18 protein-coding genes and 1 pseudogene are annotated in these 14997 nt (G+C 39.0%); all 19 read left to right on the forward strand.

What is annotated here, in order from left to right; genetic code table 11:
* Window positions 1–290 precede the first annotated feature (290 nt).
* The 19 genes and pseudogenes from FTV04_RS07840 (at window position 291) to FTV04_RS07930 (ending at window position 14938) form a co-directional block, all read left to right on the forward strand.
* On the forward strand, window positions 291–506 hold the full coding sequence (locus FTV04_RS07840) for a hypothetical protein (protein ID WP_111884814.1): 216 nt from the start codon (window positions 291–293) through the stop codon (window positions 504–506).
* A 127-nt stretch (window positions 507–633) separates the two neighbouring features.
* Window positions 634–1209 (forward strand): DUF4126 domain-containing protein, encoded by a 576-nt coding sequence (locus FTV04_RS07845; RefSeq protein ID WP_180089189.1) that lies wholly within the window; start codon window positions 634–636, stop codon window positions 1207–1209.
* A gap of 106 nt (window positions 1210–1315) precedes the next feature.
* Window positions 1316–1474: a DUF2569 family protein gene (locus FTV04_RS16995; protein WP_180089190.1), complete on the forward strand. Its 159-nt coding sequence runs from the start codon at window positions 1316–1318 to the stop codon at window positions 1472–1474.
* 217 nt (window positions 1475–1691) lie between these two features.
* Window positions 1692–1901, forward strand: a complete 210-nt coding sequence (locus FTV04_RS07855) for a hypothetical protein (RefSeq protein WP_180004724.1) — start codon at window positions 1692–1694, stop codon at window positions 1899–1901.
* Window positions 1902–2006: 105 nt separating this feature from the next.
* Window positions 2007–2264 carry a hypothetical protein gene (locus FTV04_RS07860; RefSeq protein ID WP_180055554.1) on the forward strand — a complete coding sequence of 86 codons (258 nt, stop codon included), beginning with the start codon at window positions 2007–2009 and terminating at the stop codon, window positions 2262–2264.
* 1116 nt (window positions 2265–3380) lie between these two features.
* A complete protein-coding gene (locus FTV04_RS07865; RefSeq protein ID WP_078191128.1) occupies window positions 3381–3623 on the forward strand; it encodes a DUF6868 family protein in 243 nt (80 codons plus the stop codon).
* A gap of 107 nt (window positions 3624–3730) precedes the next feature.
* Window positions 3731–4432 carry a DUF1003 domain-containing protein gene (locus FTV04_RS07870; RefSeq protein WP_168378549.1) on the forward strand — a complete coding sequence of 234 codons (702 nt, stop codon included), beginning with the start codon at window positions 3731–3733 and terminating at the stop codon, window positions 4430–4432.
* A gap of 607 nt (window positions 4433–5039) precedes the next feature.
* A complete protein-coding gene (locus FTV04_RS07875) occupies window positions 5040–5498 on the forward strand; it encodes a GIY-YIG nuclease family protein (RefSeq protein WP_180009875.1) in 459 nt (152 codons plus the stop codon).
* 85 nt (window positions 5499–5583) lie between these two features.
* A complete protein-coding gene (locus FTV04_RS07880) occupies window positions 5584–6249 on the forward strand; it encodes a pseudouridine synthase (protein ID WP_180089191.1) in 666 nt (221 codons plus the stop codon).
* Between the two features lie 497 nt (window positions 6250–6746).
* A complete protein-coding gene (locus FTV04_RS07885; protein WP_180089192.1) occupies window positions 6747–7682 on the forward strand; it encodes a hypothetical protein in 936 nt (311 codons plus the stop codon).
* Window positions 7683–7815: 133 nt separating this feature from the next.
* Complete coding sequence (locus FTV04_RS07890; protein WP_111884820.1) at window positions 7816–8202, forward strand: ribonuclease E inhibitor RraB; 387 nt, start codon at window positions 7816–7818, stop codon at window positions 8200–8202.
* Window positions 8203–8532: 330 nt separating this feature from the next.
* Window positions 8533–8980 (forward strand): annotated as a pseudogene (locus FTV04_RS07895) (SRPBCC family protein).
* Window positions 8981–9024: 44 nt separating this feature from the next.
* Window positions 9025–9393, forward strand: a complete 369-nt coding sequence (locus FTV04_RS07900) for a DUF488 domain-containing protein (RefSeq protein WP_180055549.1) — start codon at window positions 9025–9027, stop codon at window positions 9391–9393.
* 155 nt (window positions 9394–9548) lie between these two features.
* On the forward strand, window positions 9549–9890 hold the full coding sequence (locus FTV04_RS07905; RefSeq protein WP_180089193.1) for a zinc ribbon domain-containing protein YjdM: 342 nt from the start codon (window positions 9549–9551) through the stop codon (window positions 9888–9890).
* Window positions 9891–10052: 162 nt separating this feature from the next.
* Entirely contained in the window at window positions 10053–10415 is a 363-nt protein-coding gene (locus tag FTV04_RS07910; protein WP_180089194.1) for a 5-carboxymethyl-2-hydroxymuconate Delta-isomerase, read from the forward strand.
* A gap of 273 nt (window positions 10416–10688) precedes the next feature.
* Window positions 10689–11024, forward strand: a complete 336-nt coding sequence (locus FTV04_RS07915) for a YegP family protein (protein ID WP_078191118.1) — start codon at window positions 10689–10691, stop codon at window positions 11022–11024.
* A 185-nt stretch (window positions 11025–11209) separates the two neighbouring features.
* Window positions 11210–11893: a DUF2939 domain-containing protein gene (locus FTV04_RS07920; protein WP_180089195.1), complete on the forward strand. Its 684-nt coding sequence runs from the start codon at window positions 11210–11212 to the stop codon at window positions 11891–11893.
* A gap of 25 nt (window positions 11894–11918) precedes the next feature.
* A complete protein-coding gene (locus FTV04_RS07925; RefSeq protein WP_218949636.1) occupies window positions 11919–12365 on the forward strand; it encodes a nuclear transport factor 2 family protein in 447 nt (148 codons plus the stop codon).
* Between the two features lie 137 nt (window positions 12366–12502).
* A complete protein-coding gene (locus tag FTV04_RS07930; RefSeq protein WP_257220986.1) occupies window positions 12503–14938 on the forward strand; it encodes an AI-2E family transporter in 2436 nt (811 codons plus the stop codon).
* Window positions 14939–14997: the final 59 nt, after the last annotated feature.

The raw sequence follows: 14997 nt of genomic DNA on the forward strand, positions 1-14997 counted from the left end.
GGGGGCAGTTCGCATTGAGGTCGTAAATCATCCATATGTCAGTGACGCGACATTAGTCAGATTATTAGAAGCTAAAGTTAGTAAGCGCGATGTCGTTCATCATGCAGCATATAAAAAATTGATGGAGCGAGGCATCAAAATAGATGAAGATAAGAATCTAGATGTGATTAATTATAAATAAGATATTGAATTATAGTATTTATTTAATTTTGTGGAGGTTGGAAATCAAAAAACACCAAAATTTCCATTCGAAATTATGCTTTGCCTAAATGCCATTATCAATTGTCGAAATGACCAATAGACATTCATCACAAGAGGGTTATACTGAATCTACCATTTCTAAAAACACATGGAGAACAAAAATGGTTACTGCTGGTCAAAAACCCGGAACAGGCTTCTATTTTTGTGTTCAATGCGGACACCGCGTCTACTTAGAAATTGGTACTGATCGTTTACCACCGTGTACCAAATGCCAAGGCAATCAATTTAACAATAAGAATGCCTAAGCTGCAAAACACTAACAGTTATCCGCTGTTTAGAAAGAAAAGCCCTATCACTCGATAGGGCTTTTTGCTAACGTATAACACAGCATATATAAAAACAAATTGTACGTTTGACCATTCGGAGAAGCCCATGGAAACAATATTAGGACTGTGTATTGGTATTGGCTTAAGTGCTGCCTGTGGCTTCCGTGTCTTTGTACCTTTATTGGTGATGAGTGTTGCTTCCATTTTAGGACTATTCGAACCAATGAAAGGATTCGAATGGTTGTCTATGCCTGCAGTTTGTATTGGCTTAGCAATTGCGACTGTCTGTGAAATCGCCGCGTACTATATTCCTTGGGTAGATAATGCCCTCGACACCATTTCAACACCTGCAGCCATGATTGCAGGGACCATCGCCACAATGGCAGTAAGCTCAGGTGAAATGTCACAGTTTGCCAGTTGGGCGGCAGCAATTATCGTCGGTGGTGGTACAGCAACAGCAGTCCAAATGAGTACCGTCGCTGCGCGTGGTGTATCTACCGCAACCACCGGTGGCGTTGCAAATCCGATCTTATCTACAGGGGAATGGATTGGCGCGGCTGTCTTGTCAGTATTGGCCTTTTTAGTTCCATTTTTTGTGGTGATCTTAGTAATTGCAATCGTGATCTGGTTGTTTCGCCGCATTCGCCAAAAACGAACTGTACAGGTCGATACCCCTTTATAAACCAGTCAAGATGTCACTCTAAAATGAATCCATCTTTTTGTGTGAGTGATCTGCGTTTTGTTTAATAAATATAGAAATAAAAATCCGAAACTGAGTTTTTCAGCGTTTGCTAAAGATTATAAAAATTATAAGAAGTACATTTGATACACAGACCTTCATACAATTAGCGACGAGTAATATAGGTTGTCTGATTTGGACGCCGTATTTGTTAATGCCAGTTCGGGTGAAAAATACCTTTATTCAACATTCCAAGCACTCGGCTTAAGCGCAAAAAATGCAATCGAGCAATCGCACCTATCCGTCCTAAAAGAGCACATCATTATGCGTTTAAGTCATCCAAGAGACGCCTAAAAAAATCTTTAAAATTCGATTGATTTTTGAACAATAAAGGCATAATTTTATTATGTGATTATAAATCACATAATTTTTATATGGATTTATTAATCTTTGAATTTTATAAAAAATAATGAGGGGAATGGTAGATGATTAAATTTATAGTCGATGAAAATGCCTTAACGAATGGCTCGCATTTAATTCACAATGGTTCGCAAGGATGTGTAGACATGCCGCAATTTGACCAGCAAATATTGATTGGTTATTTTGCCAATTTCGAACTCGCTTATAAGCGTGCACGAATGAGCTGGCCAACAGAAAAAGTTGTCGGTTGCGATAAATGCTGTAGTCAAAGCTAGAAATTCAACATGCATTAACCTTGAAATAAAGCTGTATATCCAAGAAAAATGGCGCAGAAATTGCTAACTAAAACAGGTAATCGCGTTATGAATAGGATATACAGCATGACTACAGAAACCATCCGCTCTACAAAATATCCAGCACAGGCACATGCCTATTCAGCATGGCCTTTGATCTTGATCATCATTGGTGGTGCGATTGGACTGGTATATGCCGTGATTGCATATCAGATCAATCTCAAAATATATGCATCAGACCTCAGCCGAATGAATAAAATTTTGGCCAATTTACTCTGTGGTATGGCGGCATGTAGTGGTTGGTGGTTTAGCGCACAGTGGATACAAAGCTATTTAGTTCATTGACCAATAATGCGTTGAATAGATCATCCATTAAATAACAGATGTTACACACTTAAAAGTAGTTTTGCATTTTTAAAATGATTTTTAATTCTATTCGACGGTGTCTTATATCTAGGGATTGAATAAAAGGATTAGCCTTCGGCTGGAGGTACTCTTACGAAACATTGTTTCTCATTCGGCAAAATGAGAAGCAAAGCTTCGCAAGGAAACCATCTTGCGGTGCAATGCACCTCACCGACAAAACTCGCTCATTACCGTCAAATTATTCACAGTATCGCAAAAACATTTTTGATTAAAAGTAGCCCTGTCTAAAACACTTGCGAATGACGTTACCGCGTATCGTTCATTTATTTGAAGCAAATTGCGCTTCTGATGTTACTGCGTAACATCAGTTCAATAAGTAGAACAAAGATAGATCTAGATCATTAGTTACTCACTGAGCGGTGTTTTGTGAGTCATAATCAATGTAGATAATTGAAGCGGAGGGGGAATGTTCAGCGGCGATATATTTTAAAATTTGACGCTGTGTTTGGACGTTTGGTCTGTTGTGAAAGAAAATTTTCTTATAATTGGGCAAATCTGCAGATAAAAAACGCTGAAATGAGCTGAAAAGATAAAATATCCTGCCAAACCTAAAATGGCTGAAAAAATTTGCTGAATTTGCAGAAAATTAGAAAAACTTAGGAAATTAATCCCGATGCCCTTTGGTTAAAGTATATCTCAAGGGTGTGATAGAGATTGAAAAGAGTAGCATGCTGTCAGTGGTGCAAAACACGCGTACAGTACTCACCCAAAAGGTCTCGATTCAGCTTAGGACGCTATAAACCAGAAGTTTATAGGCTATAAGATCATGACTTACAAAGTGATGATAGTTGAAGTAAACAACATTGTTTTCTCTTATACCACCCCAAAAATTTAAGCCAAAATAAAAAAGAATAATGAATCATTACTCCTTTAATCCGCACAAAACAAACCACACCAGTGAAATCAGCACAAGCTCAAAGATCGTCAGGCATCTCTCTTAAAAATAGTCCAAATCTAAGCGGAAATTTAAAAGCAATATTCAATTGCTCGAAAGGGGCATAAACTAAGGATAAAAATACGCTTAGGAGATTTGCCATGAACTTGAGTCATTTAAGCGATTTCTTGCTGTATAGCTTAGTGATTAACTATCTGATTTTAATCATTTGGTTTGTGGTATTTGTCTTTGCTAAAGATTGGATGAAACGCCTGCATGGGCAGTGGTTTAAGTTGAGCGATCAGCAGTTTGACGCTATTCATTATGGTGGAATGGCTGTCTATAAAATTGGTATTTTACTTTTGAATTTAACCCCCTACATTGCATTGCACTATCTAAAATAAGCTTAAATCATAAAAAATATTGGGTGTAAAAGCACAAGCTGCTTGCATTAAATTTAGGCAAAACAGTATGCTCAAAAGAACATAAAATTCAATTGGGCAAGGCAAGAATGAACGGGAAAGTAGAATGCCGTACTTGTTTGGTGTGCAAAAAAAGTTTCCCACTGAAAAATATGATTCCAATGGGAACCGTGCGTAAAGTCATTACAGAAGAAATTGCTCAGGATTTTCCTGAATCTGGTGCTCAGGACTATATATGCCAAACTGATTTAACCAAATACCGTATGCAGTATGTGCAGTCAATTCTGAACTCCGAACAAGGCGAAGTCTCCAATTTAGAATATGAGGTGCTGAACAGCATGCAGCAGCATGATCTGATTAGCAAAAATGTTGAAGAAAAGCTGGATCAGCAGTGGAGTTTTGGCGAAAGGCTAGCGGATAAAATTGCAACATTTGGCGGTAGCTGGGCATTTCTTATTTGTTTTACATTGTTTTTAGCGGTGTGGATTTTAGTCAATACTGTGGTGATGGTGAAGCATCCTGCTGATCCTTATCCTTTTATTTTGCTGAATTTGATGTTGTCTTGCCTCGCTGCCATACAAGCGCCCATTATTATGATGAGCCAGAACCGTCAAGAAGCTAAAGACCGCATGCGTTCGGAGAATGATTATCAGGTGAATTTAAAAGCTGAATTAGAAATTCGCCATTTACATGAAAAGATAGATCATTTGTTGATGCATCAATGGGATCGTCTTGCCAAGATTCAGGAAATTCAGCTGGATTTGCTGTCTGAAATGAGTAAAAAGAAGTAATAGTTTGCTTTGAACAGCATAAATAATTGTTGTTTGAGTACTAAGTTGTGGCGGAAATTCTCGGAAAAAGTCATTTATAAGATGGAAAAAATGCTAAAAAATGATACAAGGAGAAAATATTTTCAATATATCTTTAAATGTGAAAAATATTTTTAAAATAAGCCAAAAACAGTAATTTTCAGGGAAACAATCCCTCTTCGATATCACTACTATATATCTCAAGGGTGTTACAGAGATTGAAAAGAGTAGCATGCTGTCAGTGGTGCAAAACACGTGTACAGTACTCACCCAAAAGGTCTCGATTCAGCTTAGGACGCTATAAACCAGAAGTTTATAGGCTATAAGATCATGACTTACAAAGTGATGATAGTTGAAGTAAACAACACTGTTTTCTCTTACACCCTAAAAAATTTTAAAGAATTCAAACGAATAATAAATCCTTCCATCTTTTTCAAAATTCCAAACTTCGCATGTATTCCCAACACACTTTGATCATTGCTGATGTAATAAATATCACGCAGAAGATCTTAAACTTAATCTAAGCTTCAGATTGTCCTTTTCAACAAAGTTGTTATGCTTAACTGTCTAAATTTTAAATAATTTTGTTATGGGTTATCTGGATCAATTGATACAGGATTGTCTGCAGGCACAGCAGACTAAAGCGGAATGTATATTTGAGTTTTCAAGTTTTGATGCTCTTGCTCAACACGCACATTATATTTATGTAATAGAGCAGGTCGGTGGCGATATACAGCAGACATATCAGGACTATGCCGCATTTAAGGCATTGAAAACCCATGCCTGTGCCAAGTTAAATCAACCCAATCACATTTTGTATGTCGGATCATCACGGACAGGGATAAAGAGCCGTTTAAAACAACATTTAGGTCTTGGGCCTAAACAAACCTATGCCTTGCATTTGTCGCAGTGGTTTCAGGGCGAATATCGCATCACACTACATCAGTATCCATCAACCACGAGTTCAAGCATCTTACAATTACTGGAGGATGATTTATCTCATTCATTAGCACCTGCCTTTGGTAAATTGGGGACCAATAATCGTTAGGGTAGAACCTGATCGGTCAAAGTCGATTGACAGCGAATTAGTCAGTTGTTATTTTGCCGACATTCTCCCAGTACACAGTCTGTCCATGCCTTTAGATCCCAGCTTTGTCTATGCGCCGCCTCAAGGTCCTCTACGTATTTTGTATGAAGATGCAGACTTGGTTGTCATCGAAAAACCAGCGGAATTGTTGTCGGTTCCGGGACGTTTGCCTGAGCATCATGACAGTGCCTATCTTCGTGTTTTGGAGCAGTATCCTGCTGCAAAAATTACCCATCGTTTAGACATGGCAACATCAGGCATTTTGATGTTTGCGAAACACCGCGATGCAGAAGTGGCGGTGAGTAAAATGTTCCAAGCGAGGACGGTTCAAAAGCAATATGTGGCTTTGGTTCAAGGCAAACTCGAAGGTGAGGGTAGTGTTGAAGTGCCCCTCATTACGGACTGGGAAAATCGCCCACGACAGATGGTGCATTTTGAATTGGGCAAACCTTCAAAAACCTTGTATCAAGCCATTAGCTATGACGCAAGCAAAGACATTAGCCGAGTATTATTAACACCAGTGACAGGGCGTTCACATCAGCTACGTGTACACATGATGCATATTGGGCACCCAATTACTGGGGATCAACTGTATCATCCGAATGCCAAACAGAGCTCACTCGGACGGATGGCTTTACATGCTTGCGATCTGGCATTTACCCAGCCCTTAACCCAACAAGCTGTTAATATTCATTGCGCGGCAGAATTTTAAAGCATATTCATGTGAATGCTCATTGTTCATAAAACCTGCTGTGTTGCATTGAAACTTTTAGGGTATGTAAAAAGCGCAGAATATCTACAGCTTTAAATTAGTTTTTCTGCTTAAAAATGAAACATGATATACGCCATATCCCAAATTCTGGGGATATATAAATAATTTAAATATCTCTATAAAGTGTGTGAAAAATTTAGAAAGATTGATATTAAATTCATTTGTATCTTTTAGTAAATAAATACCATTTCTAAAGTTTTATTATATTTTCTAATGAATATTGATTGATTATTTTTTAATATGAAAAATATTTTATTAAATTTATTTAAAACAGTATTTTAGTTAAATTGTGTGCAAGTGTGTATTTGGTCAGATAAATACATTTTTTTGCATTTATTCTGCTAATATGAAATGAATTATTGATTTTAACTTTTGTAACTTAGGTTTGTTTTGGGGAATAAACTTAAATTATTGAAGCTTATTTTGAGGATTGGCAAATGATCAATATTGCTTTAATCGTCCTTATCATCCTATTAATTGTGGCTCTCCTTTTTGTTTATAACCGCAAATTGAAAAATGATAAAACCCTACGTTCACTGCAGGAAAACTTCGATCGTGCACGGTTAAAACTGGCTGAAACAGAGTCGCAACAAGATGAACTGAATTATGAAATCAGTCAATTACGCATTCAAAACAGTGGCTTAAAAATCCAAGTCGATAAAGTAGCGAAATATCAACATATTGTGGATATTGAACAATATGTTGAGTATCGAACTTTACAGGCAGATGGTTTGGTGGAAGTCACCAAAGCCAATGCCGATATCATGTTGAATGATATTCGCGCACAGATCGAACAAGTGCGTCAGTATTTGAGCAAATATCAAGAAAGAGCCAAATCACAAATACAGGAACAAGCCCGTGCCGAGTTAAAAGGTTTATATAGCCAAGCGCTGGATCAGCAGCATTTGGAAAACATCAACCGTGCTTTGGACAACAAAATACGGGGCTATCAGTCAGCATTCTTTTTACCTTTACAGAGTATTTTAGATCAGCTGATGGATGGCATGAATGAATCTGCGGCAAAGCAAAATTTGACTGCGGTACGTTGCAAAATGATTGATGCAATGGAGCAGCAATCGACTGCAAAATGTAATTATGTTGATGAAGAACGTCGTTTGGCTGCGATGCAATTATTTACATTGGTGTTTAATAGTCGTGCTGATTTGTATTTAGCCCAATTAAATACCAAAAACTTAGGTGAGCTATTGCAGGCTTTGGCGGATGATTTCACCTTGCTCAATGCGCATGGTGTACATTTTAGTCAGGCACGGGTACTCGACAGTTATCTACAATTACGCTTAGAAGAATTGAAAATGGCAGCTTTGGTTTTACATCTTAAAGAAACTCAGGCCCACATGGATGTTGTGGTTTAATTTGAATTGTTATCAGAAAGATCACTTCGGCGGTCTATTTCTGATTAAAGAGATTTAGCTAATGCAAATTGCAACAATTATCCGTTAATCTAAGTCAACAGAATAAAATTCATAAACGATAAGGAAACGCACAATGACTCGTGATTTTAAACAATTTCCAGATGATGATAATGGCAATGTGCTGTGGCAGATGCAGCAAGATGGTGATGATTTATCTGTGCCGCACGAAATCGAATATTCAATTGCCTTTTCGAACGAAGCGCAGGCTGAACAGTGTGCATTGTATTTATTGAAAGAAGAGCAAAAAATTTCATTGTTCCAAGATGAAGAATCAGATCGCGTGGAATGGATTATCACGGTCTATGTTTATATGGAACCTGATTATGAAGATATCGTTGATTTAGAGCAGTGGTTTATTAAAATTGCGGAACAACATTCGGGCGAATATGACGGTTGGGGTTGTATGGCTTATATCTATGAAGATGATGATCTGGATGAAGATGAAGCACAATTGAGCTAAGTCTCACTATTGCGTCTTTAGCAATAAGAACCCAGTGATTTAACTGGGTTTTTTATTATTTAAATTTTATAAAAATTGTGTAAAATTTTGATTTTTCAATATTTTTAATCAAAATCAATATGAAAGCAGCTCACAAAACATAACACGGCATTGCGTTAAAGTGATGGGATCAATCTGTAGGATTCGCTATAGTATTGAACAGCAATGACCTTTCTCGCACGACTCAAAGCTGTCTCATTTAGAACGTTTCAGTGTGATAAAAATGGACGATAAAGCGAGGGTGAATGCATGTGGATGATTCAGTGAAAACAATGACACAAGGACATCATCATGAGCAATACTGTTCGATTACATCGTGTTTTTAGTGCGCCTGTAGAGCGCGTTTATCGTGCCTTTGTGGAGCCAGATGCTTTGGTGAAATGGATGGCACCGCATGGATTTACGGCCCATGTGGAACATTCGGATGTGCGTGTAGGTGGCTCGTACCGCATGTCGTTTCAAAATTTTTCAACAGGAACCACACACGCTTTTCATGGCGATTATCATGAAGTCGTGCCGAATCATATACTGCGTTATACAGACCAATTTGATATGCCAGAGTTAGCTGGTGAAATCGAGGTCACTGTTGAGTTTAAAGCGGTTATCAGTAGGAACCGAAGTGACGATTGTACAGGCAGGGTTGCCGAGCGTTATTCCACCTGATGCCTGTTATTTGGGTTGGCAGGAATCTTTACAGTTACTGGCTTTTTTAGTGAATCCAGCGATCCCCGATGAATAATTTGAAGAATGATCGAAAACTATAAATAGGCGAAGGAGGGCTTAATGACTGTACACATTAAACGTATTTATGATGAGATAAGCCCAGACGACGGTAAACGCATATTAGTCGATCGCTTGTGGCCGCGTGGTATCAGTAAAGTGAGCGCAGAGCTAGATTTGTGGCCGAAGGCATTGACGCCATCGACAGATTTACGTCGTTGGTATCATCAAGACGAGGCAATGGCTTCTCGTTGGGACGAATTTAAACAGCGCTATTTGCAAGAAATACAACCCAATCAAGCCGAGTTAGAACAACTGCGCGCATGGGAAAAAGAGGAGCCACTGACCTTACTCACAGCGGCCAAACATATGGATAAAAATCATGCGCATATTTTAAAAGCGTTGATATTAAATACCTCATTAGAGATCTAAAATTTAAACCGCTAAGTGCTGTGGCGTTGTGTTATTTACATCGTCATAACTTCACTAAACCATAAGATATTTATGGTTTTTAAGTTTATGAAATACATAAAAATGTTATATTAAGTTTTTATGGATTTTTACATCCATCTTTTTTGAGGTCTTTTATGTCTTTACCCAATTGTCCCCAATGTAATTCTGAATATACCTATAATGATGGTGACTTACTGATTTGTCCTGAATGCTCACACGAATGGCGTGAAGGCGAAAGCGCTGCAGATGAACAGGTGCTGATTAAAGATGCCAATGGCAATGTATTGGCCGATGGTGACACGGTTACTGTGGTGAAAGATCTTAAAATTAAAGGTTCATCTTCAGTGGTGAAAGTTGGCACCAAAGTTAAAAATATCCGTCTTTTAGTCGATGCAACAGATGGTCATGACATTGATTGTAAAATTGATGGTATCGGGGCAATGAAGCTCAAATCTGAATACGTGAAAAAAGTTTAAGTTTCGTTTTTGTTCGCTCCAAAGCAACTTTCAATCATCCTAAGCGAAGGCCACACTTGGCTTAGGATGTCTACTTAAAGATGAAATAGATAACTAATCCGCTATAGATTTTATTTTTCAGCCTGCATAATAGACGCATTACAGGTTTGAAATGTCTTTACTATGCCGCATATTCATTTGGAATATTCCAATAACCTTGAGCTTGAGGCTCGTCCTTTACTTAAAGCGCTGAACGCTGCCTTATTTGAATCGGGTCATGTAAGTGCCATCAATGATATTAAGAGCCGTGCTGTCGCTCAACAAGATTTTGTTGTGGGTTTTGATGAACACGCTCAACATGCGTATATGCATGCCAAAGTTTCATTATTGACGGGTCGAACGGTTGAAGTTCAAAAGCAAATTTCATTGTTGTTATTGGACGTGTTGAAACAACATGTCACAGCTTCAGCAATAGAAGTGCAACTTTGTGTGGAAATATTAGAAATGAATAAAGCGACGTATTCAAAGCAGATCCTCAGTCCTTAAGGCCTTTTTTCAATGCGTTGAGTAAAGCATATCTATTCACAAATACAGCATGATGAAAGAATGATGAAATCCGACTTCGGTCGGATTATTTTTTATTGGAATTATTTATTGAAAATCATTTTCTTAGTGATTAAATTTTAAGCCTTTACTCTGATCAAAAAAGACATTGAAAAATGTGACCGAGTTCATTTATATTCTGTAGATCAGGTTGAATTTCCAACAACAAATCCTGATCGAATAATAGATAAAACAATGAAAATGAAGGGGTAACATATGTCGGGATGGTACGAGATCAGTCATTCTAATGATCAGCAGTTTCGTTTTGTATTAAAAGCAGGGAACGGTGAAATCATTTTAACGAGTGAATTATATAAAGCGAAAGCATCAGCACAAAACGGGATTGAATCTGTACAAAAGAATAGTGCAGATGACAGCCGTTTTGAACGACTGACGGCCAAAAATGGCAAACCATATTTCAATTTGAAAGCGGCAAACCATCAAATTATTGGGACCAGCCAATTTTATGCCAGTGAGCAATCGCGAGATAAAGGCATTGAATCAGTTAAAACCAATGGTGCAAGTACCCAAATTAAAGATCTAACTGCTTAAATTTGAAACAACCTGATCGAGACAGTCTTAGCAGGATGAACAAAACCTGAAAACTGGTCAAAATCACAAGATCAAAAGCAATATGGTTCTCAGATAAGCGCTGTTGGGTTAGACGCTCAACCTAGATCAGGCTTATTTGACGGTACAAGGAAGTACCACAACTTCACTGGCTAGAGTGGTGAACGATGAATAAGCAGAATCATATTTTGTATTATGGGCTCATTACGATTTTGATCATCGTCATGGGTTGGATGATTGCGTCTCCGTATTGGGTGTTGTATCAAATACGTCAAGCCTATGAGCACAATCAACCTGAAAAAATTGCTCAATATATCGATTTTGCGGCAGTCAAATCGAGTCTAAAACCACAAGTTGAAGACCTCATACAACAGAAAACTGGGCTACAGCATTTACCCGAATTTGCCCAGTCTTGGGGTGGGCAGCTCAGCACAGTCCTCAGTGCAACGCTAGTCGACAGTCTGGTCAATCCAACCAGTATCATGCTGCTTTTACAAGGCAAAGCATTAAAAGAGTCGATCCAACTACCAGAAATAACCCAATTAACCAATCCGAGCATGATTAGCCCAGGGATTGAACTATTCACGCATGCTGAAAATAAGGTCGCAGAACAACCTTATGCGTCAACACTATCCAAAAATGACGAAACTGCAACCGCTGTTGCTTTAAAGCAAAGCCAGCCACTTGAACCCAAAGCCAGCTATAGCGCTTGGAATCGATTTGATCTGTATGTGCCGCTCCAAGGCCTAAGCGAAGAAAAATATACCGTATTTAGTATGCAACGCCGCGGTTGGAGCTGGAAGATCGTTAAAATTCAACTTCCAAACGCCGCCCAGAACAATGCTTCATAAAAAATAAAATAAATAGGTGCCAGAGATGCAAGATAAAATCAAAATAGTTGGTGACCAACAGGCCGCTGACGAAATTCTGCAATTTTTAGCCAATTGGGATGAGGTCATCTGCCAATTGAAAATTGAAAATATTGCTGAATCCTGCGCAGCAGATGTGTACTTTTTTGATGCCAGTTGTGAAATGCGTGGCTTAATGGCATATCAAAAAATGTGGGAATTTTATCGGGAGTATTTTCGTGAAGGCTTAAAGGTATTTAGGCGGGAATTGGTCATCCATGCAGATCCTGATATTGCCTTTCTGCACTGTTATTCCAAAATTGATGATAAGAGTGGAATACCAACGCCAGGGATCTCGTGGTGTCGTAACACCATTGGGATGAAAAAAACGCAGTCTCAATGGAAGATCGTTCATCAACATATTTCTGTTCCCGTGGATATTGTGACTCATCAAAGTAAAGTGATTACCTTTTAATTCATCTGAAAACACAGTATGAAAACAGAGCTATAAAGCTCTGTTTTTTTCTTTGCAAATCATTACATGAAATGCGTATGCAGCCCTAAAACTTAAGCCTAAATTAAAAAATAATGACCATCGTTCAGGATAAGAAAATGGATCATAAAAATAATAAATTAGCGCAAGATTTTGAATCATCACCATCAGGTCAAAAGCAAGGCTTGCAAGATCTGAACGCATCGAAGCAAATGCCCCCTGCAGATTTACATAAAGTGATTCGAATCACGGCAGGATTTATCATCGGTAGTTTGCTGATTGCCGCCTTATATCTTGGCAAAGATATTTTTATTCCATTGGCACTCGCAATTTTATTGGCTTTTTTAGTTGATCCTTTGGTGATGAAACTCCGTGGTTGGGGACTACCACAGATGCCATCGATTTTTATTGTGGTCGGTTTGGCTTTGGCGATTTTATCCGGTGCGGCCTCTTATTTAGGTTATCAACTGGGGCAATTAAGCCAAGAGTTACCGCAATATCACGGTACGATTCAAAAGAAAATGGATTCTATTCGTCAATTTGCACGCGGCCCGAGTGTTTGGGATGGTGCAAAAACCACCATAGATACCGTTGAAAACTCGATAGATGATGTGGTGCCTGAAGAGAAAAATCCTAAAGTGCAGCAAGTGGAAGTGGTGGGACAACAACAAACCACGGCTGAAGCGGTCATGGCTTGGAGTGAGCGGGTGCTCAATCCTTTGGCAACCGCAGGTATTGTATTTTTATTTGTGATTCTGATTTTGGTCAATCGGAAAGATTTGCATGACCGTTTCCTTAAGCTGCTGGGCGGCAATTTAAATATCGGAACAGACGCACTAGATGAAGCCGCCAATCGTATCGGTAAATATTTACGTATGCAGCTGATGGTCAATGTGACCTACGGTATTCCGATGGCCTTGGGACTTTGGTTTATTGGGGTGCCGGCAGCAATTATGTGGGGAATGGTGGCGATAGTGATGCGCTTTGTTCCCTATGTCGGCCCAATGATTTCTGCGATTTTCCCCATTGCATTGGCTTTTGCGGTAGATCCCACATGGAATATGGTGCTATGGACAGTGGGTTTAATTTTGCTCTTGGAATTGGTCAGTAATAATATTATTGAGCCTTGGTTATATGGGGAAAGTACCGGACTTTCAACCTTAGCCATTATTATTGCCGCCATGTTTTGGACGGCTGTGTGGGGGCCGATTGGTTTAATTTTATCGACGCCTTTAACCGCATGTTTATTGGTGCTTTCGAGCTATGTACCATCCTTAGGTTTTATTAAAACCCTGATCGGTAGTACACCTGCATTGGCACCGCATGAGCGCTTTTATCAGCGATTGGTCGCTGATGATGTGCAAGATGCCGTGGATGTCGCACAAAATTTTATTGCTGAAAAGTTACCGAAGGATGCGACGGATGAAATCAAGGCACGTCGGGTTAATGCGTTTTATGCCAAAGTCGCGATTCCAGCCATACGGATTTTTTCGAGAGGCCACAACACCGAGGCTAGTGCAGAGCATCGACTACGTTTACATCAGGGATTAAAACTGTTTAATCATAGTTTTCAACGGGCATATCCAGTTGCACAGCAGGATCAGAAAGCAGCGGTGTTATGTATCGGGGCACGTTGGGAAATTGATGTTCAAGTATCGGCTATGTTGGCGCATAGCCTAAGCTTAAGCGGTATTCCGGCTCAGGCTTTTAGCGACGTATTGATACAAAATCAGCATCAAAGTATAGATGATATCCAAGAGGATATTCAGATCGTATGTATTTCGATTTTCCATATAGCACCAGAAGCTCAAATTCGCCTTTTAAGCCAAGTTTTTAAGGCACAGTTTCCAGATATAAAACTGATTTTTGCACTGTGGAGCTGTGATGAGATATCCCAATTAGATGCGATCAAAGAAAATTTCACCGTCGATGCAGTGGTCAATAATATGAATGACTTGTTATTAACCATTGAAGCTTTTCAATTGAAGCAGGGTGAATCTTGGTTGGATGAGCCTGATCCTAGCGTTGAAGCGCAGCGCTTAAAAGCATTAGAAGAACTGAATGTTTTGGATGAGCGGAATTTACCGATCTATGAACAATATATTGAAGAAGCCAGACAAGCCTTCGATGTGAAATATGCACAAATTTCTTGGGTCAAGCAAGACTGGGTCTATACCCCAGGTAGCCCTTTGGCTGAGGCTACCGAGCAACCGATGCAGATACGTCAGTCGAAGCAAGATTCGATCTGCAGTCATTTGGTGTATCAAAGTGAACGTTTGATTATTGAAGACCTACAACGTGACCCACGCTTTGCGCATTTACCTGAAGTGATGCATAACCGCATTCGCTTTTATGCAGGCGTTGTACTTAGAGACTGTAATGGGGTGGCGTTGGGAAGTTTTTGTGTTTTAGATCGGCAGCCGAATCAAATGACCGATGATGATATGAGTCTGTTAAAAGGCCTTGCTGCAGATTTGATGAATACGCTCAGTGATGAAAATGTGAAGCGCAAAAAATGTGAGGAGATACAGCAACTGAATGATTCGTCTTTATAATTTCAAATGATGCAGCAGATCTTTTTAGGCTGGAGTTTCAGTGAAAAGCATTTTAAGAT

The sequence above is a fragment of the Acinetobacter sp. YH12219 genome (assembly GCF_013417875.1).
GTDB lineage: Bacteria > Pseudomonadota > Gammaproteobacteria > Pseudomonadales > Moraxellaceae > Acinetobacter > Acinetobacter amyesii.